General features: G+C 70.1%; 23 protein-coding genes and 2 pseudogenes. 12 read left to right on the top strand and 13 right to left on the bottom strand.

Annotated elements, in window-relative coordinates; all coding sequences use genetic code 11:
- Nucleotides 1-117 precede the first annotated feature (117 nt).
- The 3 genes from M2437_RS12435 to argF all read left to right on the top strand — a co-directional run bounded on the left by M2437_RS12435 (nucleotide 118) and on the right by argF (nucleotide 3,403).
- Nucleotides 118-1,020: an AraC family transcriptional regulator gene (locus tag M2437_RS12435; RefSeq protein WP_253387586.1), complete on the top strand. Its 903-nt coding sequence runs from the start codon at nucleotides 118-120 to the stop codon at nucleotides 1,018-1,020.
- A gap of 213 nt (nucleotides 1,021-1,233) precedes the next feature.
- The gene (locus tag M2437_RS12430) at nucleotides 1,234-2,424 is read left to right on the top strand and encodes an aspartate aminotransferase family protein (RefSeq protein WP_015824209.1); all 1,191 of its coding nucleotides are present in this window, start codon (nucleotides 1,234-1,236) and stop codon (nucleotides 2,422-2,424) included.
- Nucleotides 2,425-2,452: 28 nt separating this feature from the next.
- Nucleotides 2,453-3,403: an ornithine carbamoyltransferase gene (gene argF, locus M2437_RS12425; protein ID WP_015952284.1), complete on the top strand. Its 951-nt coding sequence runs from the start codon at nucleotides 2,453-2,455 to the stop codon at nucleotides 3,401-3,403.
- Nucleotides 3,404-3,461: 58 nt separating this feature from the next.
- On the opposite strand, the gene M2437_RS12420 is transcribed toward argF, so the two are convergent.
- The 3 genes from M2437_RS12420 to M2437_RS12410 form a co-directional block, all read right to left on the bottom strand.
- Nucleotides 3,462-3,701: a hypothetical protein gene (locus M2437_RS12420; RefSeq protein WP_277570298.1), complete on the bottom strand. Its 240-nt coding sequence runs from the start codon at nucleotides 3,699-3,701 to the stop codon at nucleotides 3,462-3,464.
- Between the two features lie 146 nt (nucleotides 3,702-3,847).
- A complete protein-coding gene (locus tag M2437_RS12415) occupies nucleotides 3,848-4,315 on the bottom strand; it encodes an SRPBCC family protein (RefSeq protein WP_253387584.1) in 468 nt (155 codons plus the stop codon).
- Between the two features lie 19 nt (nucleotides 4,316-4,334).
- A complete protein-coding gene (locus tag M2437_RS12410) occupies nucleotides 4,335-4,757 on the bottom strand; it encodes a VOC family protein (RefSeq protein WP_253387583.1) in 423 nt (140 codons plus the stop codon).
- A gap of 285 nt (nucleotides 4,758-5,042) precedes the next feature.
- Between M2437_RS12410 and M2437_RS12405 the strand changes: the two genes are divergently transcribed.
- The 4 genes from M2437_RS12405 (at nucleotide 5,043) to M2437_RS12390 (ending at nucleotide 10,651) form a co-directional block, all read left to right on the top strand.
- A complete protein-coding gene (locus tag M2437_RS12405; RefSeq protein ID WP_253387582.1) occupies nucleotides 5,043-5,849 on the top strand; it encodes an SDR family NAD(P)-dependent oxidoreductase in 807 nt (268 codons plus the stop codon).
- Between the two features lie 3 nt (nucleotides 5,850-5,852).
- Nucleotides 5,853-7,235 carry a dihydrolipoyl dehydrogenase gene (locus M2437_RS12400; RefSeq protein WP_253387581.1) on the top strand — a complete coding sequence of 461 codons (1,383 nt, stop codon included), beginning with the start codon at nucleotides 5,853-5,855 and terminating at the stop codon, nucleotides 7,233-7,235.
- Nucleotides 7,236-7,458: 223 nt separating this feature from the next.
- Complete coding sequence (locus M2437_RS12395; protein WP_253387580.1) at nucleotides 7,459-10,086, top strand: histidine kinase dimerization/phosphoacceptor domain -containing protein; 2,628 nt, start codon at nucleotides 7,459-7,461, stop codon at nucleotides 10,084-10,086.
- 7 nt (nucleotides 10,087-10,093) lie between these two features.
- Nucleotides 10,094-10,651, top strand: a complete 558-nt coding sequence (locus tag M2437_RS12390; protein WP_253387579.1) for a biliverdin-producing heme oxygenase — start codon at nucleotides 10,094-10,096, stop codon at nucleotides 10,649-10,651.
- 66 nt (nucleotides 10,652-10,717) lie between these two features.
- Here the strand turns inward: M2437_RS12390 and M2437_RS12385 are convergent, their stop codons facing one another.
- Together M2437_RS12385 and M2437_RS12380 are read right to left on the bottom strand one after the other, a co-directional pair.
- Nucleotides 10,718-11,878: a lysylphosphatidylglycerol synthase domain-containing protein gene (locus tag M2437_RS12385; RefSeq protein WP_253387578.1), complete on the bottom strand. Its 1,161-nt coding sequence runs from the start codon at nucleotides 11,876-11,878 to the stop codon at nucleotides 10,718-10,720.
- Entirely contained in the window at nucleotides 11,871-12,341 is a 471-nt protein-coding gene (locus tag M2437_RS12380) for a hypothetical protein (RefSeq protein ID WP_309247831.1), read from the bottom strand. The genes M2437_RS12385 and M2437_RS12380 overlap by 8 nt, the downstream gene beginning before the upstream one ends.
- A 255-nt stretch (nucleotides 12,342-12,596) precedes the next feature.
- On the opposite strand from M2437_RS12380, the gene M2437_RS12375 reads away from it, so the two are divergent.
- The 3 genes from M2437_RS12375 to M2437_RS12365 all read left to right on the top strand — a co-directional run bounded on the left by M2437_RS12375 (nucleotide 12,597) and on the right by M2437_RS12365 (nucleotide 15,554).
- Nucleotides 12,597-13,943, top strand: coding sequence for a KpsE/RkpR family capsule polysaccharide export protein (locus tag M2437_RS12375; protein WP_003605985.1), 1,347 nt, complete (start codon nucleotides 12,597-12,599; stop codon nucleotides 13,941-13,943).
- 154 nt (nucleotides 13,944-14,097) lie between these two features.
- Nucleotides 14,098-14,382: a hypothetical protein gene (locus M2437_RS12370; RefSeq protein ID WP_012255232.1), complete on the top strand. Its 285-nt coding sequence runs from the start codon at nucleotides 14,098-14,100 to the stop codon at nucleotides 14,380-14,382.
- A 191-nt stretch (nucleotides 14,383-14,573) separates the two neighbouring features.
- Nucleotides 14,574-15,554, top strand: coding sequence for a phosphatase PAP2 family protein (locus tag M2437_RS12365; RefSeq protein WP_253387576.1), 981 nt, complete (start codon nucleotides 14,574-14,576; stop codon nucleotides 15,552-15,554).
- Nucleotides 15,555-15,586: 32 nt separating this feature from the next.
- On the opposite strand, the pseudogene flbD reads toward M2437_RS12365, so the two are convergent.
- The 8 genes and pseudogenes from flbD to M2437_RS12325 form a co-directional block, all read right to left on the bottom strand.
- Nucleotides 15,587-16,961: pseudogene (flbD, locus tag M2437_RS12360) on the bottom strand (sigma-54-dependent transcriptional regulator FlbD).
- Between the two features lie 153 nt (nucleotides 16,962-17,114).
- Entirely contained in the window at nucleotides 17,115-17,462 is a 348-nt protein-coding gene (fliN, locus tag M2437_RS12355) for a flagellar motor switch protein FliN (protein WP_003605979.1), read from the bottom strand.
- Between the two features lie 5 nt (nucleotides 17,463-17,467).
- Complete coding sequence (locus tag M2437_RS12350) at nucleotides 17,468-18,094, bottom strand: FliH/SctL family protein (RefSeq protein WP_012255235.1); 627 nt, start codon at nucleotides 18,092-18,094, stop codon at nucleotides 17,468-17,470.
- A pseudogene (gene fliG, locus M2437_RS12345) lies at nucleotides 18,091-19,117 on the bottom strand (flagellar motor switch protein FliG). The gene M2437_RS12350 and the pseudogene fliG overlap by 4 nt, the downstream one beginning before the upstream one ends.
- A gap of 73 nt (nucleotides 19,118-19,190) precedes the next feature.
- On the bottom strand, nucleotides 19,191-20,813 hold the full coding sequence (gene fliF / locus M2437_RS12340) for a flagellar basal-body MS-ring/collar protein FliF (protein WP_015952294.1): 1,623 nt from the start codon (nucleotides 20,811-20,813) through the stop codon (nucleotides 19,191-19,193).
- Nucleotides 20,814-21,073: 260 nt separating this feature from the next.
- Nucleotides 21,074-21,349: a CtrA inhibitor SciP gene (gene sciP, locus M2437_RS12335; RefSeq protein ID WP_003607245.1), complete on the bottom strand. Its 276-nt coding sequence runs from the start codon at nucleotides 21,347-21,349 to the stop codon at nucleotides 21,074-21,076.
- Between the two features lie 141 nt (nucleotides 21,350-21,490).
- Nucleotides 21,491-22,171 carry a flagellar hook assembly protein FlgD gene (locus M2437_RS12330; RefSeq protein WP_012255238.1) on the bottom strand — a complete coding sequence of 227 codons (681 nt, stop codon included), beginning with the start codon at nucleotides 22,169-22,171 and terminating at the stop codon, nucleotides 21,491-21,493.
- Between the two features lie 9 nt (nucleotides 22,172-22,180).
- The gene (locus M2437_RS12325; RefSeq protein WP_253387575.1) at nucleotides 22,181-23,593 is read right to left on the bottom strand and encodes a flagellar hook-length control protein FliK; all 1,413 of its coding nucleotides are present in this window, start codon (nucleotides 23,591-23,593) and stop codon (nucleotides 22,181-22,183) included.
- 333 nt (nucleotides 23,594-23,926) lie between these two features.
- Here M2437_RS12325 and mnmA point away from each other — a divergent pair, with 333 nt between their 5' ends.
- Nucleotides 23,927-25,084: a tRNA 2-thiouridine(34) synthase MnmA gene (mnmA, locus tag M2437_RS12320; protein WP_253389621.1), complete on the top strand. Its 1,158-nt coding sequence runs from the start codon at nucleotides 23,927-23,929 to the stop codon at nucleotides 25,082-25,084.
- Nucleotides 25,085-25,340: 256 nt separating this feature from the next.
- A complete protein-coding gene (locus tag M2437_RS12315; protein WP_003606502.1) occupies nucleotides 25,341-25,997 on the top strand; it encodes a class I SAM-dependent methyltransferase in 657 nt (218 codons plus the stop codon).
- The last annotated feature ends 27 nt before the right edge of the window (nucleotides 25,998-26,024 follow it).

The raw sequence follows: 26,024 nt of genomic DNA, 5'->3' as shown, positions 1-26,024 counted from the left end.
AGGCCGTCAATTGGCGGCCAAAGGGCGGCGAAGACCGCCCAGGCAACAAGAACACGGCAACAAGAATTCGAAGCGCGCCCCGGAGGCGCGTCAGCGAGAGGGAGAACGACGCGGCCGATGAGCGTTCCGTTCGTCAACGCCTCGGTGCAGGGCGATCTCAGCGCCCCGCCGGACCGAATTTTCGGCCAGATCCCCGCCAGCGGCCTCGACGGCATCGCCTTCCTCGATTTCGCCTACGAGACGGCGGGTTTCAGCACGCACCGGGTCGGTGGCCTTCTCGTCGGCACGTGGCATGGCGGCTGGTATGGTCTGAGCCAGACCACACTCACCTTCAGCGACGGCCCGACCGGCAATGAGCCCTGCGATGAGCGCACCGGCGAGGCCTTCGTCCTGCGCGGGCCCGGCTATGCCGGCCGCACGCTCTGGAGCGGGCCATGCCGCGGGCGCTATCTCGCCTTCATGCCCGCCGCGGTGGAGCGGATGATCGAGGCGCCGCTCTCGCATCTCCGGATCGATTCGATCACCTGCGATCTCACCGAGCGGATGACCGTCTCCCATCTCCTGGCCGCCCTGGGGCAGGCGGCCAGCGGCCAAGACAGCGCCGCGGACGCGCTTCTGGTCGACAGCGTGGCGCTTGCGGTGCTGCGCGCCTCCGGCGCCCTGTCGAGCCCACCCTCCCGCAAGAGCGCGGCGCTCACCGCCCGGCAGGCGCGGCGGGTGCGCGACCTCGTCGCCGAGCGGATCGATGCGCCCCTGTCGCTCGGGGAGATGGCGGCGGTGGCAGGCCTCAGCGAGAGCTATTTCGTGCGCGCCTTCAAGGGCACCTTCGGCGTGACGCCCTATCAATATGTGTTGCGCGAACGCGTGACGCTGGCCCAGTCGCTGATCCGCTCCGGCACGGTCTCCTTGAGCGAGGCGGCCCTGCGCGCGGGCTTTCCCGATGCGCGGCGGATGGGGCGGACCTTCCGCAAGATGATCGGGCGCTCGCCGACGGAAGCGACCCGGCTGCAGCGGGCCTGAGCCTCAAAAGCGGGTGCCGGACGGCACCGCGGCGCGCCGATTTCGGGCGGATCGCAGTGGCGTGGGCCGCCCCGGCGCCGTCCTGCGATTGACAGAAGCGCCTCGTTTCTTAGTAATCGCGCCCGTGCCGCCCGTCCCCCGAGGCGGCACTTTCTTTTGGCGACTTCGGGAGCCATTGCGTTCCCTGGATCGAGCCCGAGGAGACGGACCCGCGTGACCTCCGCCCTGCTGCCGACCTATGCCCGCGCCCCGATCGCTTTCGAGCGAGGCGAGGGCGCATGGCTGGTCGCCGAGGACGGCGACCGCTACCTCGATTTCGGTGCCGGCATCGCCGTCAACGCGCTCGGCCACGCCCATCCGCACTTGGTCGAGGCGCTGACCACACAGGCGCAAAAGCTCTGGCACACCTCGAATCTGTTCCAGATCCCGGAAGGGGAGCGGCTGGGCCAAAGGCTCGTGGACGCGACCTTCGCCGACGTGGCCTTCTTCGCCAATTCCGGTGCCGAGGCCAACGAGGCCGCCATCAAGATGGCGCGTAAGTATCATGCGGCAGGCGGCCACCCCGAGCGCTACCGCATCATCACCTTCGAGGGCGCCTTCCACGGCCGCACGCTCGCGACCATCGCGGCGGGCGGCCAGCAGAAGTACATCGAGGGCTTCGGCCCGAAGGTCGAGGGCTTCGATCAGGTGCCGGTCGGCGATTTCGCCGCGCTGGAGGCCGTGATCGGCCCGGAGACCGCCGCCCTGATGATCGAGCCGATCCAGGGCGAGGGCGGCCTGCGGGTGATCCCCGGCGAGACCCTGCGGCGCCTGCGCGCGCTCTGCGAGGCGCACGGCCTGCTCCTGATCATGGACGAGGTGCAGACCGGCGTCGGCCGCACCGGCAAGTTCTTCGCGCATGAATGGTCGGGCGTCACCCCGGACATCATGAGCGCGGCCAAGGGCATCGGCGGCGGCTTCCCGCTCGGCGTCTGCCTCGCCACGGCCGAGGCCGCCCGCGGCATGACGGCCGGCACCCACGGCACCACCTTCGGCGGCAACCCGCTCGCCATGGCAGTCGGTAACGCCGTGCTCGACGTGGTGCTCGGAGACGGCTTCCTGGCCCATGTCGAGCGCATGGACCTGCTGCTGACGCAGAAGCTCGCGGGCCTGATCGACCGGCACCCCCACGTCTTCGCCGAGTTGCGCGGGCAGGGGCTGATGCGGGGCCTGAAGCTCAACCTGCCGAACACCGCGTTCACGGCGGCCGCCCGCGCGCGGCACCTGCTGGTGATCCCGGCCGGTGACAACGTGGTCCGCCTCCTGCCGCCGCTGATCGTCGGCGAGACGGAGGTGGACGAGGCCGTGGCCCGTCTGGAGGCCGCGGCGACCGATTTGGAGGCGCAGATGCGTGGGGCCGCCTGAGGGCGGCACCGCGAGCGTAGATCTTGAGATGACCACGACCCTGAACGGCAGCGGCCCGCATGTCCGCCACTTCCTCGACCTGAAGGATCTCTCCGCCGAGACCCTCCGCGGTGTCCTCGACACCTCCGCCGCGATGAAGCGCGTGCGGGTAAAGGGCCAGCGCGCGGCGGAGCGACCGCTCACCGGCAAGATGCTGGCGATGGTGTTCGACCGGCCCTCGACCCGCACCCGCGTCTCCTTCGACGTGGCGATGCGTGAACTCGGCGGCGACACCCTGATGCTGACCGGCAAGGAGATGCAGCTCGGCCGCGGCGAGACGGTGTCCGACACCGCCCGGGTGCTGTCGCGCTTCGTCGATGCGATCGTGATCCGGACCCTCGACCACGGCTTGGTGATGGAGCTGGCCGAGCATGCCGAGGTGCCGGTCATCAACGCGCTGACCAAGGCCTCGCATCCTTGCCAGATCATGGCCGACCTGCTGACCTTCGAGGAGCATCGCGGGCCGATCCAGGGCCGCACGGTCGCGTGGTCGGGCGACGCCAACAACGTGCTGGCGAGCTGGGTCCACGCCGCCGCCCGCTTCGACTTCACTCTCAACGTCGCCGCGCCGCGGGAACTGGCGATGCCGCCGGCTCTCGTCGATTGGGCCAAGCGCGAGGGCGCGCGGGTCAACGCCACCACCGACGCCTACGCGGCGGTCGAGGGGGCCGATCTCGTGGTGACCGATTGCTGGGTCTCCATGGGCGACGACGACGAGCATTTCCGCCACAACCTGCTCTCGCCCTACCGGGTGGATGCGGCGCTGATGAAGGCTGCGTCCAAGGACGCGCTGTTCATGCACTGCCTGCCCGCGCATCGCGGCGAGGAGGTCACCGCAGAGGTGATCGACGGTCCGCAATCGGTGGTGTTCGACGAGGCCGAGAACCGCCTGCACGCGCAGAAGGGCATCCTGGCGTGGTGCCTGGGCGAAGCGGCCTGAGGCGAGCCATCGATCGATCGTAAGCCGCCGCCCGGCCGTGCCGGGCGGCGGCGGTGCGTCAACGCTGATGGGTCCGCTGCGCGCGGCTGCGCTTCTTGTGCTCGCCCCGCACATGCCCATGGTCATGCACGTGCGAGTGCCCATGCCCGCGGTAGTGTCGGTGACGCTCCGGGTGATGCGCGTGGAAATGATGATCGTGGTGGCGGGTGTTCGGATGCCAATCCACGGCTCCGACCGGACTGCCGGCCAGGACACCGCCGAACACCACGCCGGCTGCTAGCATGAGGACAAAACGCATCGGTCGCTTCCCGCTGTCGCACGGAGGTCGTGCACAGGCTCAAACGCGCGCCCGGATGTCATATTCCGCGCCGATTTCGGTTCGCGGCGCGTGCCCCCTTCAACCCTGGGTTCGGGAGCGGCCGGCCATCACCGTCCGCCGGGTCCTCAGAGGTCGCGGACCAGCTCGGTTAACTGGTCGGCGCAGAGGCCCCAACCCTGCTCGAACCCCATCGCCTCGTGCGCTTGGCGGTCCTCCAGCGTCCAGTGGCGGGCGCGCGCCGTGTAGCGGGTGCCGCCGGCCTCGTCGGCGAAGGTGAGGATCACCGTCAGGAACGGCTTTTCGGACGGCACCCAGGCCGAGCGGTAGGCGTCGGTGACGACGAGGCGGGTATCCGGCACAACCTCCAGATAGACGCCCCGGTTGGGCAGATCCTGCCCGTCGGGACTGCGCATCACGATGAGATTCGACCCACCCGGCCGCAGGTCGAGTTCGACGACCGGCGTCGTGTAGGGTTTCGGGGCGAACCAGCGCTTCACCAGCTCCGGCTCGGTCCAGGCGCGCCACAGCGCCCGGCGGTGCGCCGGGATCAGGCGGGTGAGGACGAGGTCGCGGGGATCGTCGGCGTCGCTCATGCTGTGTCTCTCCGATCGCTCAGGCCGGGCGCTTGGCTTGGTTCATCGCCCAGATCACGCCGAACGGGTCGCGGAGCTGCCCGTAGACGTCGCCCCAGAACATTTCCTGGTAGGGCGTCACCACCTCGGCACCGGCCGCGACCGCCCGGTTCCACCACGCGGCGATGTCCTCGACCGGCAGGAGCAGGCTGAAGGATTGCGGCGCCTGGAGCGGGTGGCCGTATTCGGGAAAGGCATCGGAGAGCATCACCGAAGTCCCGTTGACGACGAGGTGGACGTGCATGGTCCGCCCCTTCTCGTCCGCGGGCACGGAGGCGACGATCTCGGCGCCGAAGGCGTTCCGGTAGAATTCGGCCGCCCGCAGGGCACCGTCGAGGGTGAGATAGGCGACCACGCCGCCCTTCGGGGGCACGGCCGGTGACGCCGCGTCGGTCTCGCTCATCGCTGCTCTCCCTGTGCGCGTCTCGGATGCCGGAGTGCGGAGGGTGCCGTGCGTCGCCGAGTCGCGCAAAGACTTTTTGAAGAGCCGCTTTCCAGGGCCGCCGCGTCGTCGGGTGCGGCCCCGGCCTCGTGGTCGTCCTCTCCGCGCGAGCGGTCGGATCGCCGCAGTCCGGGGCCCGGCTGGAACGATCCCCGACGCCCTCCGTTGGCCCGCGGTTTTAGCAAATGGTCACCGCGCCGAGGTCGCACGGTCGAACCGGACGCCGCCAGGGAAGAGGATCGATTCATGGATCTCGGCATCAGCGGTCGCGTCGCGGTCATCACCGGCGGCGATTCCGGTATGGGCTACGCGAGCGCGGAATATCTGCTGCGCGAAGGCGTCAAAGTCGTCCTCTCCGACCTGAAGGAGAAGGAACTGGGGGAGGCGGCTGCGCGGCTCGCGGCGCTCGGCCCGGTCAAGTTCTGCCAGGCCGACCTCTCGTCGGATGCGGGGGCACGCAAGCTGCGCGACTTCGCCGACCAGGCCTTCGGCGAGACGCCGACCATCCTCGTCAACGCCGCCGGCGTCACCGGCGCCACCGGCGACTTCCTGGAGATCGACGACGAGGGCTGGATGTCGACGATCCAGGCCGACCTAATGGCAGCGGTGCGGATGGCGCGCGCCTTCATCCCCGGGATGCGGACCCAGAAATGGGGGCGGATCGTGTTCTTCACCTCCGAGGACGCGGTGCAGCCCTATGTCGAAGAGCTGCCCTACTGCGCCGCCAAGGCCGGCCTGATGAACCTGACCAAGGGTCTCTCCAAAGCCTACGGGCCGGACGGGGTGCTGGTGAACTCGGTGGCGCCCGCCTTCGTCGCCTCGCCCATGACCGACGCGATGATGGAGAAGCGCGCCGGGGAACTCGGCGTCTCCTTCGACGAGGCGATCGAGAGCTTCCTCGAAGAGAAGCGCCCCGGCATCGTCGTCAAGCGCCGCGGCCGGGTCGAGGAGGTCGCGTCGGCGGTGGCCTTCCTGTGCTCGGAGCAGGCGAGCTTCATCACCGGCGAGAACCTGCGCGTCGATGGTGGTGCCGTCCTCACCATGGCGTCCTGAGTGATGCGGGACCTCTCCTGCGACGTCGCGGTGATCGGGGCCGGCACCGCCGGCATCGCCGCCCACCGCGCCGCCCTCGATGCGGGCGTCCGCTCCGTACTGATCGAGCAGGGCCCCGGCGGCACCACCTGCGCCCGCGTCGGCTGCATGCCCTCGAAGTTGCTGATCACCGCGGCCGAGGCGGCGCAGGAGGCCCGCGCGGCGCACCGGCTCGGCATCCGCGTCGGCGAGGTGCGGGTCGATGGCCCGGCGGTGCTGGCCCGGATGCGGCGCCTGCGCGACCGCTTCGTGGAATCCGTTTTCGAGGGGATCGATGCCTTCCCCGACGAGACGCGCCTCACGGGGCGGGCCGTGTTCGAGGGGCCGGATGCGTTGCGCATCGACGACCACACCCGCCTGCGTTTCAAGGCGGCGGTGCTGGCGACCGGGTCCAGCCCGAGCGTGCCCGAGCCGCTGAAGGGGCTGGGCGACCGGGTTCTCACCACCGACACCGTGTTCGAGATCGAGGATCTGCCGGCCTCGCTCGCCGTGCTCGGCGCCGGCCCGGTCGGGCTGGAACTCGCCCAGGCCATGGCCCGGCTCGGTGTGGCGACCAGCGTGTTCGATCCCGGCGACAGTCTCGGGGGCTTGCGCGATCCCGATCTGAAGCGGGCCGCCCGCGAGATCTTTTCGGAGGCCTTCGATCTGCATCTCGGCGCGAAGGTCGAGAGCGGTGAAACCGCGGGCGAGGGCGCGCGCCTCGGCTGGGACGGAGCCGGCGGCAAGGGAGACAAGACGTTCGATCGGGTGCTCGCCGCCGCCGGCCGTCCGCCGAACGTTTCGGCAATCGGCCTGGAGCACACCGGTGCGACCCTCAACGACAAGGGCGGCCCGGTCCACGACCCCCGCTCGCTGCTCTGCGAGGGCGCGCCGATCCTGATCGCGGGCGACGCCAATGCCGACCGCCCGGTTCTGCACGAGGCGAGCCGTCAGGGCCGCATCGCCGGGCGCAACGCCGCGCGGCTCGCCCGCGGCGAGGGGGCCGAGCGGCCGGAACGCTGGGTCGCGCTCACCATGGTGTTCAGCGATCCGCAAATCGCCGTGATCGGCGGCGGCTTCGACCCGCAAGCGGATCACCGCGTCGGCCGCGCCGATTTCTGCGACCAGGGCCGGGCTCGGGTGATGGACCGGGCGCAGGGCGGCATCCGCCTCTACGCGGAGGCCGACGGGCGCCTTGCCGCCGCCGAGCTGATCGGCCCGGAGGCGGAGCATCTCGGTCATCTCCTGGCCTATGCGGTGCAGGACGGGCTGGACGTGCGGCGTTTGCGCGACCGCCCGTTCTATCATCCGACTCTGGAAGAGGGCCTCGACACGGCGCTCTCGAATCTCGGCGATTACCTGAAGTAACCATCGCGCGCCGGGGCTGCCATCTTGCCTTCGTCGAGACGCGGGGTTGTCGCTTTGCCGCCGCTACGTCCGGCTACCCACTGTGTCGCGGAGGACTGTATGTTATCAGACAAAGCTCGGTCTTCTCAGGCACTTGGTCCGACTTTCGGGGGGACCGAATTGCGTGGCGAAGGCAGACCCGGCATTGCTTAACCGGGGCGTGGCAGGCATACCGGCTGCCGTAATGGTCGATCCGTCGCAGATGCATGCCGTGGGGCCGAACGGTGGTCCGGTCGACCTTCCGGTCGATCTCGATGCCTTGACCGCCGAGCAGCGGGATGAATTCGGCGTGGGCATTCTTGCCCTCGACGCCGCCGGAATCGTGCTCGCCTGCAATCGGGCCGCGGGCGCGCTGTGCGGCCTGCCGCCCAATACGATGATCGGGCGGAGTTTCTTCCGCGAACTCGTGCCGAGTGCCAACGTGCCGAGCTTCTACGGCCGCTTTCTCAGCGGCCAGCGCCGGAGCGTGGCCGATCAGGCCTTCGAGTTCGTGTTCGGCCGTATCCCGGCCCCCCTGCGGGCGCGAATCGGCCTGCGATCCGGGGCGAACGGGCACATCTGGCTGACGATCACCCCCCTGGAGCAGATCGCCGCCGGCCCCTCGCGCGAGGCCGTCCTCGCGGCGATCGCCCAGCGTAGCCGGGCCGAGCCGGTCGATCCGAGCCTGTGCGAGCGTGAGCCGATCCACATTCCCGGCTCGATCCAGCCGAACGCGGTGATGCTCGCCGCCGACGCCGCGAGCCTCGAGATCCTGGCCTTCAGCGCCAACGCCGCCGACGTGCTGGCGCCCGATCTCTTCCCGCCTAACGGCCTCAACCTGGAGGCGGTGCTGCCGGGCGCGATCGTCTCCGCGATCCGCGACGGGCTTGCCGCCCACACCCTGACCGACGGGCGGCTCCTGCGCCGCTCGCTCACGCTTCCGCCGCGGGGAGAGCGCTTCCACCTCGTGGCCCATGCCCATCTCGGCCGGGTGATCGTCGAGCTGGAACTGGCGCCGGAGCGCCCCGAGGACTTCCTCGCCGCGAGCCCGCTCGACGCCGAACTCGCCATGATGCGGCTGCGCGCCGCCGAGTCCCTGACCGAGGCGGCACAGATCGCTGCCCTCGAAATCCGCGCCATGACCGGTTTCGAATCGGTGTTGGTCTACCGGTTCGACACGGATTGGAACGGCGAGGCCATCGCCGAGGACATGGTGCCGGACTGGCAGCGCCCGCTGATCGGCCTGCGCTTTCCCGCCTCCGACATCCCGGCCCAGGCCCGCGCCCTCTACACCAAGGCCAAGAGCCGCTTCGTGATCGACCGCGACTGCGTGCCCGTGCCGCTGGTGGCCGACCGCGCCGCGGGCAACGCGCCGATCGACCTCACTTTCGCGCAGAACCGCACGCTCTCGCCGATCCACCTCGAATACCAGCGCAATCTCGGCGTCGACGGCTCGATGTCGATCTCGATCATGGTCGAGAACCGGCTCTGGGGCCTGATGATCGGCCATCACCGCCGGCCGCACTACGTTGCACCGGAGACCCGCGCCGCGGCCACCGTGCTCACCGACGCCTTCGCCATGCGGGTGCAGGAGATCGAGGGCAAGGCACTCTGGGGCGAGCGGCAGCGCCATCTCGACGTGCAGGGCCGGCTGGTGCGCGGGCTCACCCGTTCCGACGATTTCGTCACCTCCCTGACCCAGGGCCATCCGACCCTGCTCGACCTGTTCGGCGCCACGGGCGCCGGCATCGTCTCGGACGAGGCCGTCTGCCTCGTCGGCGTCACGCCGGAGGCGGCCAAGGTGCGGGCGCTCGCCGATTGGCTGCGAGAGAGCCTGCCGCCCGACGAGACCACCTTCGTCACCGACACGCTGGTGCTGCATCACGCGCCGGCCGCGGATTTCACGGAGATCGCCAGCGGGCTGCTCGCGGCCTTCGTCGGCACCTCGCGCCAGCATCTGCTGTTCTGGGTCAAGCCGGAGGTGCCGAGCACGGTGACCTGGGGCGGCGATCCGCGCAAGCCCGTCCTGCCCGGCAGCGGCCCGGTGGCGGTGCTGCCGCGGCGCTCGTTCGAGCGCTGGATCGAGGAGCGCCGCGGCCATTCCACCTCCTGGGCGACGTGGAAGGTGGCGCTCGCCGCGCAGCTCGCCGACGCCGTGGACGGCGTGGTGCTGCGCCAGCGCCGCAAGATCGACGAGCTGACCGGGCTGCTGGCCGACAAGGAGCGCCTGCTGGAGCAGAAGGATCTGCTCACCCGCGAGATCGACCACCGGGTGAAGAACTCGCTGCAGATCGTGACGGCCTTCCTGCACATGCAGCGCCGGCAGATCGCCGACCCGGAGGCGCGCCAAGCCTTCTCCGAGACCTCGGCCCGCGTCATGAGCGTCGCGCGGGTGCATGACAGCCTGTACCAGGGCGAGAGCATGGAGCAGGTCGATCTCGGCCAGACCATCCAGACCCTGTGCAGCGACCTCGCCGGCATGGCCGGCGACGAGCACAGCGTCGAGCTGACCGCCGAGCCCGGCCTGATGGTGCCCTATCGGCACGCGGTGGCGCTCTCGCTGATCACCACCGAACTCGTCACCAACGCGTTCAAATATGCCGGCAAGCCCGAGAAGGGCGCGCGGATCAGCGTCTCCGTGGCCGGCGGCGAAGGGGCGGCCGTCCGCCTCAGGATCTGCGATGACGGCGAGGGCATGCCGACGGGCTGGGAGAACGCCAAGGCGCGGGGCACCGGGCTCGGCATGAAGCTGATCCGCGCCATGCTCGACCAGATCGGCGCCCGCCTCGACGTCGAGAACGCCGACGGCGCCTGCTTCACCGTTCACGCCTGAGCCCCACTTGATCGACAGCCTGCACGCCCGCCTGCGGGACGCCACGCAAGCGGCGCATGAGGCGCTGGAGCGCGACCTCGATTGGGAGGCGCGCGTGGCGACGCTGCCCGGCTATCGGGCCCTGCTGGTCCGCCTGCGCGGCTTCCACGCCGCCTACGAGCCGGCGATCGCAGCTGCGCTCGCGGATGCAGTCTTCTTCGACCCGCGCCGACGGCTCCCGGCGCTCGATGCGGATCTGCACGCCCTCGATCGCGCGGCACCCGACACCGTGCCGGCGCCCGCCGCGCCCCGTCTCGATGGGGCGGGCGCGGCTTTGGGCGCGCTCTACGTTCTGGAGGGCTCGACGCTGGGTGGCGCCGTCATCGGCCGCCACGTCGCCCGCCTGCACGGGGAGGGCGTGCCGCTGGCCTATTATGCCGGCCGCGGCCGCGCGACCGGGCCGCTCTGGCGGGAATTCCGCGAGCGGCTGGACGGGCTGCCGGAGGCGGAGGCCGCCGCCGCCTTCGCCGCCGGCGTCGCGACGTTCGAGGCGATGCGTGGGTGGCTGACGGTGAGCGAGGGCTGAATCGCCCGCTTCCAGGGCTCTGCCCTGGACCTTATGACAAGGACTCGTCCTTTCGAAACCCGAAACTCAGCGTGGCGGCAGCACCTGCGCCCGCTTGGCTTCCAGGGTCTGCCAGACGATCAGCGAGGGCAGGCCCAGCGCCACGTCGGGGACGCGCTTGGCGAGCGACAGGGCGATGGCGGTGCCCGCATCGAGCCCGAACAGGGCGCCCACCACGACGAAGCCGCCCTCCTGCACGCCGAGCCCGCTCGGGACGGCGAAGGCCGCCGACTTGATCGCCTGCGAGAGCGATTCCAGCACCAACACCTCGGTCAGGCTCACCTCGACCCCGATGCAGGCGAGCACGATCCAGATCTCAGCCGCGCCGAGCCCCCAGGCCACGGCGTGCAGAGCGACCGATTGAGCGATCGACCCGCGGCGCTCGCGGGCCCAGACCACATCGAGGGCCTCCTGCACGGAGAGGATGCCTGCCGCGCTTGCCTCCGGTTTCGCCCCCTCCGGGGCCGCCGAGCGCAGGAAGCGGCGCCCGAGGGCGGCGAGGCGCCGCTCCAGCCCCCGCGCCGCGCCGAGCGTCTGCAGGGCGAAGAAGGCGGCGACCGCCGCCACCGCCACCACGGCGGCCTGCGTCGTCCACCATGCGAGCACGGCGGCGGCCTCCCCCGGCAGCCGCCAGAGCAGGCCGGCGCCGAGCCCGGTGAAGGCCACCTGCGTCGCGACCTGAATCAGCATGTCGGCCAGCAGCGAGGCGGCCGCGAGGCTGCCCGCGACGCCCCAGAAGGTCAGCAGGCGGCCGCCCACGACCTCGCCGCCCACCGAGGCGACCGGCAGGAGCACGTTCACGCCCTCGCGCACGAAGCGCAGGATCACGAAGGCGCCGGTCTCGACCGGGGGCTCGGCGGCCTTCGCGGGATGGGCGTGACGTCCCGACGGCGGGATGCCGCGCAGCACCCGCGCCCAGGCGAGCCCGCACAGCAACACGATGACGGCCCGCACCCCGACGATGGCGGCCAGCCCCGCCGGACCGATCCGCCCGAAGGCCGCACCGATCGCCGCAAGGTCGTTGGTGGCGACGAGCCAGACGCCCAGCCCCAGCCCAACCAGGGTGCCGACGAGCGGCAGCCGACGCAGCAGCCCGCGCAGGAGACGCCCCGGTCGCGCCTGTTCGGCGGGTAGGTCCGAGGAGGGATCTGCGCGCTGATCCCCACGGCGAGCGGGTGCCTCAACCATTGCCGGCTCCATCGGCTGGGGCTGCCGGGCTCGTCTCGGACGCTGTGAACACCACGACAGATGCGGTCGGCGACGGCACCACCGCGGCGAGGGTGAGGGCCGCGGGGCCGATGGCATCGAGCGCCGGATCGACGAGGATGACGCGGCGGCGCGCCAGGGATTCCGGTGTGGCCAGCGTCAGCATCCGCTTGGGGCAGGGCCCGAGACAGCCCGTCTCCAGCACCCGGACCTTGCCGGCGGCGGCGTCGCGCGCGCCCTGCCGGAACGCCCGCTTGACGGCACGGCCGAGCTGCTTGCGGTCCACGCCCTGGCGCTTGGCGCATTTGCGGCAGACCAGCACGAGGTCCGTGAAGCCCGCCTTGGCCGTCTTCACCTTCGTCGTCTCGACCTGGGCCGATTCAACCCGGTCCGATTCGACCCGGTCCTTTCGGGACGCCCCACCCGGATCCTGCCGCCGTCCCACATGTCCCCCCGTCCGGCCCTTCGATTCGGGCCGCACTCCGTTTCGGGGGCGGTATCGCAGTCCCCCGGCCCGGGGCGCAATCCCGGCGGATCGCCGCGCCTTAAAAAGGGCCGAAAAGAACGTGACCTGAACCACCAGACAGGATGCCGCCCCGAGCTTGCCGAAGCGTCTGGTCCGAGCGTATCGCGCGTGGCCGGGCGCGAGGCCCCTCGTGCGGGCGTGCTCCGGCCGCGGATCCGTGAGGACCCCCATTCGATGAGTTCCGACGACGAGGTCAAGCAGGCGACGCGGGTCCGGCCGAGCCCGAGCGTCCAATCGCTCATGGATCTTGCCCGGCGCTCCGTGCCGGACCTGCGGCGCAACGCCGAGACGATCGAGCCGGTCTCCCCGGGCAAGGGCCGCTTCCCCGGTCGGGCGCTGGTCGAGCGGGCACGACGCGGCCTCGAATGGACCCGGCTGCCCGGCCTGCGGCCGCGGCAGGCGCGTCCGCCCGAGCGGATGGCCAAGCGACTGTTCCGCAGTTACTGCCTGTTCGCGCTGGCGCCGACCGCGGTGGTCGGCCTCTACGTCTTCGCGATCGCCAGTCCGCAATACATCGTTGTGTCGCAGTTCGCCGTGCGCGGCAACGTCGAGCCGATGGCCAGCGCCGAACTCGGCCTGCACAGCGACCTCATCCAGAAGCACAACAGCCAGGACAGCTTCATCCTGCGCGACTACATCGGCAGCCGGCCGATGGTGGAGGCCGTCGATGCCAAGCTCGGCCTCGAACGGATGTTCTCGCAGGACGGGATCGATTTCTGGGCCGGCTACGGCGCGGGTCAGCCGATCGAGAAGCTGGTGCGCTACTGGCGCCGGCAGGTGATCCCGCACATCGATGCGATTTCCGGCGTGATCCACCTGAAGGTGCGCGCCTTCAAGCCCGAGGACGCGGTCGCGATCTCGGAGGAGGTGATCGCCCGCTCCGAGACCTTGATCAACAGCATCTCGCGCCGCGCCCAGAGCGACATGATCGCCAACGCGAAGAAGGAGGTCGAGCAGTCGTTCGAGCGGCTCAAGCAGGCGCGGGTCGCGATGCAGGAGTTCCGCAACCGCTGGGGCATCATCGATCCGGTGAAGTCGGCCGAGGCGGCCGTGACCACGATCGAGCTCCTGCGCAAGGACAAGATCAAGGCGGAGAACGACCTGCGCGTGCTGCGCGACTCCAAGCTCGATGAGAAGAGCCGCGGCATCCAGGTGCTCGTGGCCACCCTCGGCGCGCTGGACGGGCAGATCAAGGATCTGCAGGGCCGCCTCACCACCGACGGCATCGTCTCGAATTCCGAGCACAACCTCACCCAGGCCCTGCTCGAATACGAGGGCCTGATGGTGGAGCAGACGGTGGCGGAGAAGCTCAACGCCTCGATGCAGATGATCCTCGACCGCGCTCGGGTCGCGGCGGCCAAGCAGCAGATCTATCTGGCGACCTTCGTGCCGCCCCTGCTGCCGACCTATTCGGAATACCCGGCCCCCTTCTACGCCCTGTTCGCGGCCCTGTTCTGCTTCACCGTCCTGTGGAGTTCGGTCTCTCTTGTGACCGCAGCGGTCAACGACAACCGGCTCTAGAGCCGTATCCGACCCCATTGCATCAGGCCGGCGTCTCCAGGCCTTTGATCGAACCCGCATTCTTTCGACGGACCGGCTTCCCCTCCGTCGGAATGCACTCTAAGCGGCGCCAGACAAACGACTTTCAGCGAACGGCTTTCATCGAACGGTTTCCATGGCGGATTTCACCGATCTCATCGCGCGCGCCGTCAGTCCGTCCATGAGTCGGGAGGAGCGCGATCAGGTCTACACCGTGGTTCGCCAAGCGGTGCAGCGTCTCCAGGACCGCGAGGGCCTGGCCGGTGACGATCCTCGCATCCTGCTCCAGCGCCACCTGATCGAGGAGACGATCCGCGACGTCGAGTTCGACATCGTCCGCTTCCTCACCCTGCGCAAGATCGAGCAGGCGCGCGCGGCGCAGAACGCCGAGTACGAGGCGCAGTTCGCCGAGAAGCCGTGAGGGGGCCGGTTGCTCGCCGGCAGTCGCGTGGAAGACGGCAAGCTACGTCTCCCGCGTGTCACACACGGACACGGCCAAGCGGCCATCCCGAGGAGGGGTGGCCTTCGGAAACGCCATAAACGGTCAGGTTGTCTTCATTTGATGGAAACAGCTCATGCGGGAAGCTTCGGCCTCCTGCGAGCGAGCGTTCCATGCCTTTCCTGCGCACCTTTCCGACCAGGGCGGCGGATGCCGCCGGCCCGTCACCATCGACCTACGGCCTGCTGCTCCTGTCGGTTGCAGCTGCCATGTGCGTTCAGAGTCTGACGGACGTCTGGCTTCACACCTCCGTTGTGCAATGGCTAGCTCCGCTCTCGATGCTTGCTGGAGCTGTCTACTTCAACACCCGCCCGATCTCTCGCCGTCGCTTCGGCGCGGTACTCGCCCTGCTGGCCGTCTTGATCATACAGCTACCCACGACCAGCGCTCTCGCCTACGGCGTTCAAGCCTTCGGCCTGCCGCTGCGCGACGACTGGTTCATCGGAATTGATCGCGCCTTCGGCTTTGATTGGCTGACGTTCCAGACCTCCATGGTCGAGCGACGGGCTTTGATGGAGATCCTGAGTCGAGCCTACGAGACATTCTTCCCGCAACTCGGCCTTACGCCCGTCCTTCTCGCGGCTCTGGGCGAAGTGCGTCGCTCCGATCGTTTCGTAGCGTCCTTCATCCTCTGCGTGACGATGACGACAATCATCAGCGCCGTGTTGCCGGCAGAGGGCGCGGCAGGCCTCCTCGGGCCGGACGAGGCGCATCTGCTCTTCCAGGGCGCGACGCCGCTCGTGGATCTGCATGCGTTGCGTGACGGCACGATGCGCGCCCTGCCTCTGAACGAGGTCGGGCCGCTGATCTCCTTTCCGTCACTTCACTGCGCTGTGGCCTACCTTGTGACGGCTGCGATCTGGCCGTTGCAGCGCTTGCGCTGGGTCGTGCTCCTCTTGAACGCCGTGATGACGGTTTCGGCCGTGACACATGGTGCACACTATGCCTGCGACTGCGTCGCGGGCTTGCTCGTCGCTGCGATTTCCTTCCACCTCGCCGGGCAACTGGGGCCTTGGAGCGAGAGAATGGTCGCGCGGATGCGCTGTGTGGCGGTGCTGCCTGCCGTCACCGCTCCGACCGTGCTGACTCCGTAGAATCGGCCCGGCGTCTTTCGACGCCGCCGAGCTCAGCCATAGGCTGCCATGGCCCGGACGCCGCCGGGCTCGGCCACCTTCACGCCCGCCTCGACATACTCGTTGAGCTTGTTGCGCAGCGTCCGGATCGAGATGCCGAGGATGCGTGCCGCGTGGGTGCGGTTGCCGAGGCAATGGTCGAGGGTGTCGAGGATCAGGTCGCGCTCGACATCCGCCACGGTGCGTCCGACGAGACCGCGGGTGGCCGCTTCCGCCGCGCTCGCCGCCCGCTCGACCGGGCCGGAGGCCGCCGTCGGTGCCGCGAGCGATTCGCCCTCCGGGCTCAGGATCGCCTCCGGACCGATCTCGGCCCCCTGCGCCAGGAGCACCGCGCGGTGGATCGTGTTCTCCAACTCGCGCACGTTGCCGGGCCAGGGGTTGCGGGCGACCAGAGCCTGCGCCTCGCGGGCCAGCGGACGCAGCGGCAGCCCGTTCAGCTCCGCGTATTTGCGGGCGAAATGGGCGGTGAGTTCGAGGATGTCGGCCAGCCGCTCGCGCAAAGCGGGCAGGCGCAGATGCACGACGTTGAGGCGGTAGTACAGATCCTCGCGGAACGTGCCCTTCTTCACCTCGTCGGCGAGGTTGCGGTTGGAGGTGGCGAGCACGCGGATATCCACCTTGACGGGGGCGGCTCCGCCGACCCGGTCGATCACCCGCTCCTGCAGCGCGCGCAGCAGCTTGGATTGCAGCCGCACGTCCATCTCGGAGATTTCGTCGAGGAGCAGCGTGCCGCCATTGGCCTCCTCGAACCGGCCGATGCGCCGGGCGACCGCACCGGTGAAGGCGCCCTTCTCGTGGCCGAACAGCTCGGATTCGAGCAGGGCTTCGGGGATCGCCGCGCAGTTGACCGAGACGAACGGACGGCCCGCCCGGTTCGACGTTGGCGTGGACGTGGCGGGCCAGCACCTCCTTGCCGGTGCCGCTCTCGCCGGTGATGAGCACGGAGGCTTCCGAGCGGGCGACCTGCTCGGCGAGCCGCACCACGCGCTCCATGGACGGATCGCGCCAGATGAAACTGCGGGCGTCCGCCGCCACGGCCTCTAGGACCGCGGCGATCAATTCGGGATCGGGGGGGAGGGGGATGTACTCCTTGGCGCCCGCCTGGATCGCCGCCACCGCGGCGCGGGCGTCGGAGGCGATGCCGCAAGCCACCACCGGCGTGCGGATGCGCTCGTCGGACAGGGCCTGCACCAGCCGGCGGATGTCGAGGCCGACATCGACCATGACGAGGTCGCCGCCCTTGGCGCGCAGGGTCGCGAGCCCTTGGTCGATCCCGTCGGCGTGGGTGACCGAGGCGCCCCGGTTCATGGCGATCTTCGAGGCGGTGACGAGTTCGCTCGAGAGCCGTCCGACGATGAGCAGCCGCATGGCGTGGTGTCTCCGAAAATTCATCCGATTCGGATGGCCGTCCCGGCCCGCGATGATCTCTCACCGCGGGCCGGCCCCCGCGAAGGCGGGGCGGCGGCCGTCCGCCGGACGTGTCGATCCCGACCCGCAGGCCGGGATCGACACACCAAAGGGTCAGTGATCGTTCTTGATGATCTCGGTCATGGTGACGCCGAGGCGCTCCTCGACCAGCACGACCTCGCCGCGGGCGACGAGGCGGTTGTTGACGAAGATGTCGATGGCCTCGCCGACCTTGCGGTCGAGTTCGAGCACGGCGCCGGGGCCGAGCCGCAGGAGGTCGCCGATCGGCATGCGCGAGGAGCCCAGCACCGCCGAGACCACCACCGGCACGTCGAAGACCTGTTCGAGGTCCGCCGCATTCTTCGGGCTCGTCGGCGCGTCGCGGACGGAACCGGGGCCGCCCTCGTCGTAGGGCAGGTCGCCCTCGTTGAGCTGGGGCAGGCTGAAATCGTCGCTCGACATCGGGCTCAGGCCTCTGCGCTGGCGAAATTGGGGGAAAGGGCGGCCTCGACCGCGGCCTCGATGCGGGCGCGCTCGCGCACGACGCCGCCGTCGGCCCATTCGAGCCGGGCATCGCCCGGCGCCATGTCGGGTTCGCCCAGCACCACGAGGCGGCCCTCGAAGCCGTTCTCGCGCGACAGGCGCCGCATCAGCGTCTCCGCGTCATCGACGAGGCCTTCGTTCACCCGCAGCACGAGGTGGGGCACGCCGCGCAGGTGCCGCAGCGCCGAGCGGGCCGCCTCCTCCACCGTCGCCAGCGGGCGCGCATCGAGGGCCTCGCCCGCGATCCGCCGAGCGAGTGCGGCCGCGAAGGCCAGCGCCTGCGCCTCGCGCTCGCCGTCGCGGGCATCGGACTGGTTGAGGAGGCCGGCTGCGGCGAGCCCGACCCGGGTCAGCGCGTCGGCGAGCCGGGCCTGTTCCTGGAGCGCGGCCTCGGCCCGGCCGTCCTGCAGGCCGCGGGCATAGGCGGCCGCCTCGATGGCGGCCCGTTCGGCCTCCGCGCGGGCCGAGGCCTCCGCGTCGGCGGCGGAGGGCCCGCGCGGGCGGCCGAAATCGGTGTCGAACAGGAAGGGGCGGGAGGCGCGCGTGCTCAATAGACCAACTCCTCCTCGCCGCCGTTCTTGGCGATCATGATCTCGCCCTTCTCGGCCAGTTCCTTGGCCAGCTCCGTCATCTTGGCCTGCGCCTCATCGACCTCCTTGAGGCGGATCGGGCCCATCGAGCCCATCTCGTCGGTGAGGTTCTTGGCCGCGCGGGTCGACATCTGGCGCATGAAGAAGGCGCGCACCCGCTCGTCGGCGCCCTTGAGCGCGCGGCACAGGGTGTCGTTGTCGACCTTGCGCATCAGGGTCTGGACCGAGCCCGGATCGAGCTTCAGGAGATCCTCGAAGGTGAACATGAGCTGGCGGATCTTCTTGGCCGAGCCGCGATTGGCCTGGTCGATCGCCGCGAGGAAGCGGGTCTCGGTCTGCCGGTCGAAGGCGTTGAACACCTCGGCCATGAGTTCGTGCGCGTCGCGCCGCGTGGTCTGGGCGATGGTCGAGACGAACTCCGTGCGCAGCGTTTCCTCGATGTGGCGCAGGGCCTCCTTCTGGACGGTCTCCATGCGCAGCATCCGGTTGAGCACGTCGATGGCGAACTCCTCCGGCAGGATGGTGAGCACCTTGGCGGCGTAGTCGGCCCGCACCTTCGACAGTACGACGGCGACCGTCTGCGGGTACTCGTTGCGCAGGAAGTTCGCGAGGATCTCGGGGTCGATCTGGGTCAGGCTCGCCCAGACGCGCTTTCCGGAGGCGCCCTTGATCTCCGCCATGATCGACGAGACCTGCTCGGGCGGGAAGATCTTGAGCAGCAGCGACTCGGTGCGCTCGAAGTTCGAGGTGATGCCGCCGCCCGAGGACAGCCGCGAGACGAAATCGACGATCAGCCGCTCGACGGTGGCGGCCTCCAGCGAGCCGAGCTGCACCATGGCGCTGGCTGACGAGCTTGATCTCGTCCTCGTCGAGGCGCTGCCAGATCGGCGCACCCTCCTCCTCGCCGAGTAGCAGCAGGAGGGCGGCGGCGCGCTGCGGGCCCGGCATCTCGGCGAACGCCTTCGACGCATCGAGGCTCTCCATGGCAGCGTTGAAGTTTACGCCCGCGGACACGAATTCCCTCCTCTCTTCCGGTTCTGCCTGGTGTCAGCGTCCATCAGGAATCGTGGATCCAGTTGCGCAGCACTTCGACCGTCTCGGTCGGGCTCGCCCGCACCATGTCGACCACGCGCTCGACCGTTTCGGCCTGGATCTGGCCGTTGATCTTGGCCGACTCGAGGAACTTGTTGGTACTGTTCTCGCGGACCGCGATCTCGACCGGCGCCTCGCCGCCCGCCGCCCCGGCCAGCGCGAGCGCACCGGCCGGTCCGGCGAGCGCCATCGGCGCATCGGATTCGAGCACGCGGCGCAGGAGCGGACGCACCACCGCCATCAGCACGACCAGGGTGAGCAGGCTCAGCACCGTGAGCTCGACGAGGCGCATCACCTCCTCCTTGGTCGGGCTCAGGAAGGACTGGATCAGGCCGGGCTCGGAAAATTCCGCGGCGGTGGGGGTCTCGGCAAAGCGCAGGTTGACCACCTCGACCTGATCGCCGCGGACCTTGTCGTAGCCGACCGCGGTGCGCACCAGCGCCGTGATGCGCGCGATTTCGGCATCGGAGCGCGGCTGGTAGGCGGGCTTGCCGTCGGCGCCGGGCGCGTAGACGCCATCGACCAGCACCGCCACCGACAGACGCTTGAGACGGCCGCCCTCCAGGGTCTCGACCTTGGTGACGCGGGAGATCTCGTAGTTCGTCGTCTCCTCGTTCTTCTGCGAGGAATCCTTCTGCTGCGGCGCGGGCTGGTTCTGGTTGGCGCCCGGCAATTCGTTGCCGACGGTGACCTGCCCCTCCGCCCCGCCGGTGAGCGAGTTCTCGGAGCGCGTCTGGGTCGAGCGGACGACGCGGCTCTCCGGGTCGAAGCTCTCCGAGCGGCTCTCGACCCGGTTGAGGTCGAGTTCGGCGGTGACCTGCACCCGGGCGCGGCCCTGGCCAACGATGCCGGCCACGATCTCCTCGATCTGCGAGCGCATCCGCCGCTCGATGCCGGCCTGCCGCTCCTCCAGGGCGCCCGCCCCGTCGGCTTCCGCGCCGCGGGCGCCGTCGGCGAGCAGCCGCCCGCGCTCGTCGACGATCGAGACCCGCTCCGGCTTCAGGCCCTCGACCGCGGAGGCGGCGAGATGCCGGATCGCGCGCACCTGGCTGGCGTCGAGGTCGCCCATCAGCTTGACGACGATGGCGGCCGAGGGCGCCTCGCGGTCGCGCTCGAACAGGCGGCGCTCGGGGATGACGAGGTGGACGCGCGCCGCCTGGACCCGGCCGATGGCGCGGATCGAGCGGGCGAGTTCGCCCTCCATCGCCCGCAGGTGGTTCACGTTCTGGACGAAGCTCGTGGAGGAGAAGGCGTCGCCCTTGTCGAAGATCTCGTAGCCGATGCCCCCTTGGGACGGCAGGCCCTTGCCGGCGAAGTCCATGCGCAGCTTGGCGAGGTCGGCGCGGGGAGCGAGCACGGTCTGGCCCATCTCACCCTTGGTCTCGTAGGTGATGCCGCGCGCGTCGAGTTCGCGGATCACGGACGAGGAATCCTGCAGCGACAGGTCGGAGAACAGCACGCCCATATCGGGCCGTGAGACCCGCAGGATCACGAAGGCGAAGAAGCCGACCAGCGTCAGCGTCACGGCCGCCATCGCGGCGATGCGCGCGGGCCCGAGCTTCGTCACCAGATCGAGGATGGGTTTCACGGACGGGCACGCCTGCGCACAGCGGTGCGGCCGCGAGGGATGCGCGGTCGCCCGGCAAGAATTGCCCGGTGCGTGGTTAGCGAGGCGTTAACGCCGGAGCAGTGTCCTTTACCAATGCCGCCGCGGAGGGCGCCGAGGCGAGGGGAGCGGACGCTGCGCGGGGCCCGAAAACGACGAGAGCCGCTCCGGTGCTCCGGAGGCGGCTCCTCATGCGTTGCGCGAACAGGTCATGCGCAACGTACGGGTCGAACTGGTTGATTTCAGTGACGGTAGTGCTGGATGCGCGTGGTGCGCAGGCCGGCGAGTCCGTGCTGGTCGATGGAGTACTGCCAGCTCAAAAATTCTTCCGTGGTCAGGGTGTAGCGTTGGCAGGCCTCCTCCAGGCTGAGCAGGCCGCCGCGCACCGCGGCCACGACCTCGGCCTTTCGGCGGATGACCCAGCGACGGGTGGTGATGGGGGGAAGATCGGCGATCGTCAGGGGGCTGCCGTCGGGCCCAATCACATACTTCACGCGGGGCCGGGGTGTTTCGGTCATGATACGCTCTACACTCGACTGACCTGTCGAGAGGGAAGCTACTTGCACCCGCTTAAAAGTTCTTGAAGTCGGCCGCTCGAATGCGATTCGATTGTTGTGCGCAGATGTGGACAATTCCGGATCCATCGATGCTGCAGCGCATCAAGCGGTTGGCGCAGAAAGGGTTTTCACGCTCGAGGCCGGCACCCGGGCCTTGCCGATCGTCAGCACGGGTTCGGAGCCGCTGAGGTCGACGCCGTCCACGACGCCCGAAACCTTGGTGTCGACGGCCACCTTCGTCCCCGTCGTGTCGAGGGCATCCACGGTGATCGTGTAGCGCCCGTCCTTGGCCGAGAGGCCCGAGGTCCCGGTGCCGTCCCATTCGAAGGGTTGCGCGCCGGCCTTGAGCGTCGTGGTCTTGGTGGCCACCACGGTGCCGTCGCTGGCCTTGAGGGTGATGACGGCCCTGGCGGCGGCCCGGTCCGGGGTCAGCGTCCAGGTCGCCTTGCCGTTCGTCAGATCGGTGGTGGCGCCGTCCGCGGTGATCGTCCGGCCGATCAGGCCGGAGGCGGACGAGGCCGATGCCGCCTTGGAGTTGGTCAGGATCGTGTCGAGCGAGGAATTGGTCTTGAGCTGCTGCTCGACGCCCGCGAATTGCACGAGCTGCTGGGTGAACTGGTTGGTGTCGAGCGGATCGAGCGGATTCTGATTCTTGAGCTGCGTGGTGAGCAGCGTCAGGAACTGTGTGAAGTTGCCCGCGATCGACTTCGTGTCGGTGGTCGAGGCGGCACTCGCGCCGGTGATGCTGGTGCTGCTCGTATTGCTCGTGATGCCGGCGGCCATGGCGTCGTCCTAAATCCGGATGTCGAGATTGCCGACGGCACGGAGCTGCCGCAGGGGAATGGCGTCGAGCGGGGAGGGGCGGGCGTCCCGTCCGCCCGGCCCACCGGGCCCGCCGTCGGAGCGGTCGCGGGACGCGGATTCGCCGTCCCGGCCGCCCTGGGACCCGGTCTCGCCGCGCAGGGACAGGTCGATCCCGCCCCCGCCCGCCTCGGCGCCGACGTCGAAGCCCGCCTGCGCCAGCGCCTGCTGCAGGGAGCCCGCATCGCGCTGGAGCAGGGCCAGGGTCTCGGGACGGTCCACCACGAGATGTGCCCGCGCCTTGCCGCCCGCCTTGTCGAGATCGAGCGACACGTCGATGCGGCCGAGTTCGACCGGGTCGAGGCGGATCGCGAAGCGGTTCATGCCCGAGAGCGAGCGCAGCCCGATCGTCATCGGCACGGCGCCCAGGGGGATCGGCGGCGTCGCCGGCTGGGGCGCCGCCGCGGCGTCCGCGGCCTGGGCTGCCTGCGGGCCCTGCGCGGCGCCGACGCCGCCGGGCGGGGTGAGCGCGGTTGTAGGGCCGGCGGGAGCCGGAACGGGGGAGGCGGTCGGCGCCTGCGCCTCGGTGAGCGCTGCCTCGAAGCCGGTCATGCCCGCGGCGGCGGAGACGGAGGCATCCCCCGTGCCGGCCTTCGCGGCGTGACCGGTTGCCGTCGCCTCGCCGGGCAGGCCCGTGACGGGCTGATTCGCGTCGAGCCCGCCCTCGCCCGCGGACACACCCGCCGCATTCGTCGGCGCTGCCGCCGGAGCGGGGGGCGGGGCAAGGAGGGGGGTGGGAGCGGCGGCCTCCGGCGATGCAGGATCGATCTCGTCCCGCTCCCGTGCCTCGTCCTCGGACACCACTGCGGCACCGGCTTCTTTGGCAGCGACCTCTTCCGCAGCGGCTTCCTGGGCCGGTTCCGCGCCATCGGCGGCCGGGCGTTCCGGCCGCTGCGCGGCGGAATTCGCGGTCTTCGCGGCGCCCGGATTTCGGGCGGAGGCGGCCTCCGCGCCGTCGCGTCCCGTCCTTGCCGCGAGCGGCTTGCTGCGGGCCGAGGCAGCCTGGGCGCGGCTTTCCTGCGAAGCCCCGGACGGCCCGCTCTCGGCCTTGTTGACGTCGGTCCTGTCGCTTTTCGCCCTGTCGCTTTTGGCCGTCCCCGTTCTGGCAGCCCCGATCTTGGCTTTCTCTGTTCTCGCCGCGTCTATCCTATCCGCCCTGATGGCATCGCTGCGGGCGGAGGCGGTGTCGTCGCGGCGGGATGCGGGCCGGGCCGGTGCCGCCGGCCGCTGCTCCGCGGCTTCCAGGCTGAACCGCGCCGTGCCCTCGGCCCCCCGCGCCGCGGACGAGGCGGGCCGCAGGGTCTGCCTGAAAAACGCCTCCGCCAGATCTGCGCGCGAAACCACGATGCCGTCCCTCTCCTTCGTCGCCGAAGCCGGAGGAGACCAGAGCAAGCCGCGCACCATCTCCCGATGACGGGCAAGTTGCTGATAAAGAACAAGAAACATTTTGGCGGTGAAGGCCGCCTCGCGTCGGCCCGGCGGGATCTGCCGGCCTCTCGGCAGGATTTGCCGGCCGCTCGGGGCCACGATCCGGGCTTTGAACCGGCTCTCGTCGTCCCCATCCCTGGAAAGTCGGGGCCGGGATCGCTATAGACACCGGACATGCGCCCGGACCCCACGGTCCGGCGCGCGCCCGAAGGCTCCGCCAACGGCCGGCACCCGGCCCCATCACCGGCCATGAACTCGCTGGATCTCCCGAAGCCCCCGCACGAGACGCGCGTCGTCGTTGCCATGTCGGGCGGCGTCGATTCGTCGGTCGTGGCCGGCCTACTGAAGCGCGAGGGCTACGACGTCGTCGGCGTCACGCTCCAGCTCTACGATCACGGCGCGGCGACCCATCGCAAGGGGGCCTGCTGCGCCGGCCGCGACATCCATGATGCGCGGGCAGTGGCCGAGACGCTCGGCATTCCCCATTACGTCCTCGACTACGAGGACCGCTTCCGGGAATCGGTGATCGACCGCTTCGCCGAGAGCTACCTCTCGGGCGAGACGCCGATCCCCTGCGTCGAGTGCAACCGCTCGGTGAAGTTCCGCGACCTGCTCGGCCTCGCCCGCGAGCTCGGGGCCGAGGCTTTGGCGACGGGCCATTACGTGGCGAGCCGGGCGCGGCCGGAGGGCGGACGCGCACTCTACCGCGCCCTCGATCCGGCCCGCGACCAGAGCTACTTCCTCTACGCCACGACCCCGGAACAGCTCGCCTATCTGCGCTTTCCCCTGGGCGAGCGACCCAAGGACGAGACCCGTGCCTTGGCACGGGAACTGGGCCTCGCCGTCGCCGACAAGGCCGACAGCCAGGACATCTGCTTCGTGCCCCAGGGCGGCTATGCCGACGTGATCGCCAAGCTTCGGCCGGAGGCGACCCGCCCCGGCGAGATCGTCGATCTCGACGGCCGGCGCCTCGGCGAGCACGAGGGCATCATCCATTACACGGTGGGCCAGCGCCGCGGCCTCAAGCTCTCGGCCGGCGAACCGCTCTACGTGGTGCGGCTGGAGCCCGAGACCGCCCGCGTCGTGGTCGGCCCGCGCGCCGCGCTCGCCACCCGCCGCATTCGGCTCACCGATCTCAACTGGCTCGGCGACGGCACGCCGGAGGACATCGTGGAGCGGCCCGTGGCCGTGCGCGTGCGCTCGACCCGCGAGCCGCGGCCCGCGCGCCTGTCGTGGAACGCGGCCGAGGCCTGCGCCGAGGTCGAACTGCTCGTCCCCGAGGACGGGGTCTCACCGGGCCAGGCCTGCGTGATCTACGCCGATGACGACCCGCGCGCGCAGGTGCTCGGCGGCGGCACCATCCGGCGCATCGGCGCGTTGCAGGCAGGCGCCGCCGAGGCCGCCTGATGGGGTTGCTTCGCGCCGGGCGGATTTCGGTTTTCCCAGACCCCGCGATCGCGCTTCGAGCGGTCGCACCGCTCGACAGGCGCGAAGAGCGCCCGCGAAGCGGCCTCGGCCATGCCAAGGGGGCTCAAGCATCGTCCCGAAAGGTGGTTGCCGGCTTTCGGGAAGGGACGATGCGGAACGAAATAGCGAGAGACAAAGCCGCGCAGGCGGCTGCCCGGCGCTTGAGGCCGGACATAATGAAGAGGGTGACAGTGAGATGCTGAGCGAGCGGGCGCCCGAGGCCGGGCCCACCACCGAGCTGATGCGCAAGGCCTATGCCCGCTGGGCGCCGGTCTACGATGTCGTCTACGACAAGCTCACCGAGCCGGCCGCCCGCGCCGCCGTCGAGGCCGCCGTCGCGCACGGGCCGCGGGTGCTGGAGGCCGGCGTCGGCACCGGCCTGTCGCTCGGCTACTATCCCCGCGACAGCTTCGTCTGCGGCGTCGATCTCTCCGAGGACATGCTCAAGCGCGCCCGCGGCAAGGTCCGCCGCAAGGGGCTGACCCATGTGAAGGGCCTCCAGGTCATGGATGTGTGCCGCCTCGGCTACGCCGATGCGAGCTTCGACGCCGTGGTGGCGCAGTTCCTCATCACACTGGTGCCGAACCCGGAAGCCGCGCTCTCCGAGTTCCTGCGCGTGGTGCGCCCCGGCGGCGGCATCGTGCTCGCCAACCATTTCGGCCAGTCGAACGGGCCGGTGGCGCGGGTCGAGGAGATCGTCGCGCCGCTCTGCACCAAGATCGGCTGGTCCTCGGACTTCAAGGCGACCCGGATCGAGGCCTGGGCCCAGCGCAACGGCGTCGAGGTCGTCGGCCTCGCGCCGACCTTCCCCGGCGGCTTCTTCAAGATCCTGCGCATGCGCAAGCGCGGCTGAGGACGGACACGCGACATCCGTCCGGCG

Origin of the sequence: Methylorubrum pseudosasae (assembly GCF_029504475.1) — a bacterium.
In the GTDB taxonomy this organism is placed as follows: Bacteria; Pseudomonadota; Alphaproteobacteria; order Rhizobiales; family Beijerinckiaceae; genus Methylobacterium; species Methylobacterium extorquens.
This window is presented reverse-complemented; position numbering and strand designations above follow the sequence as displayed.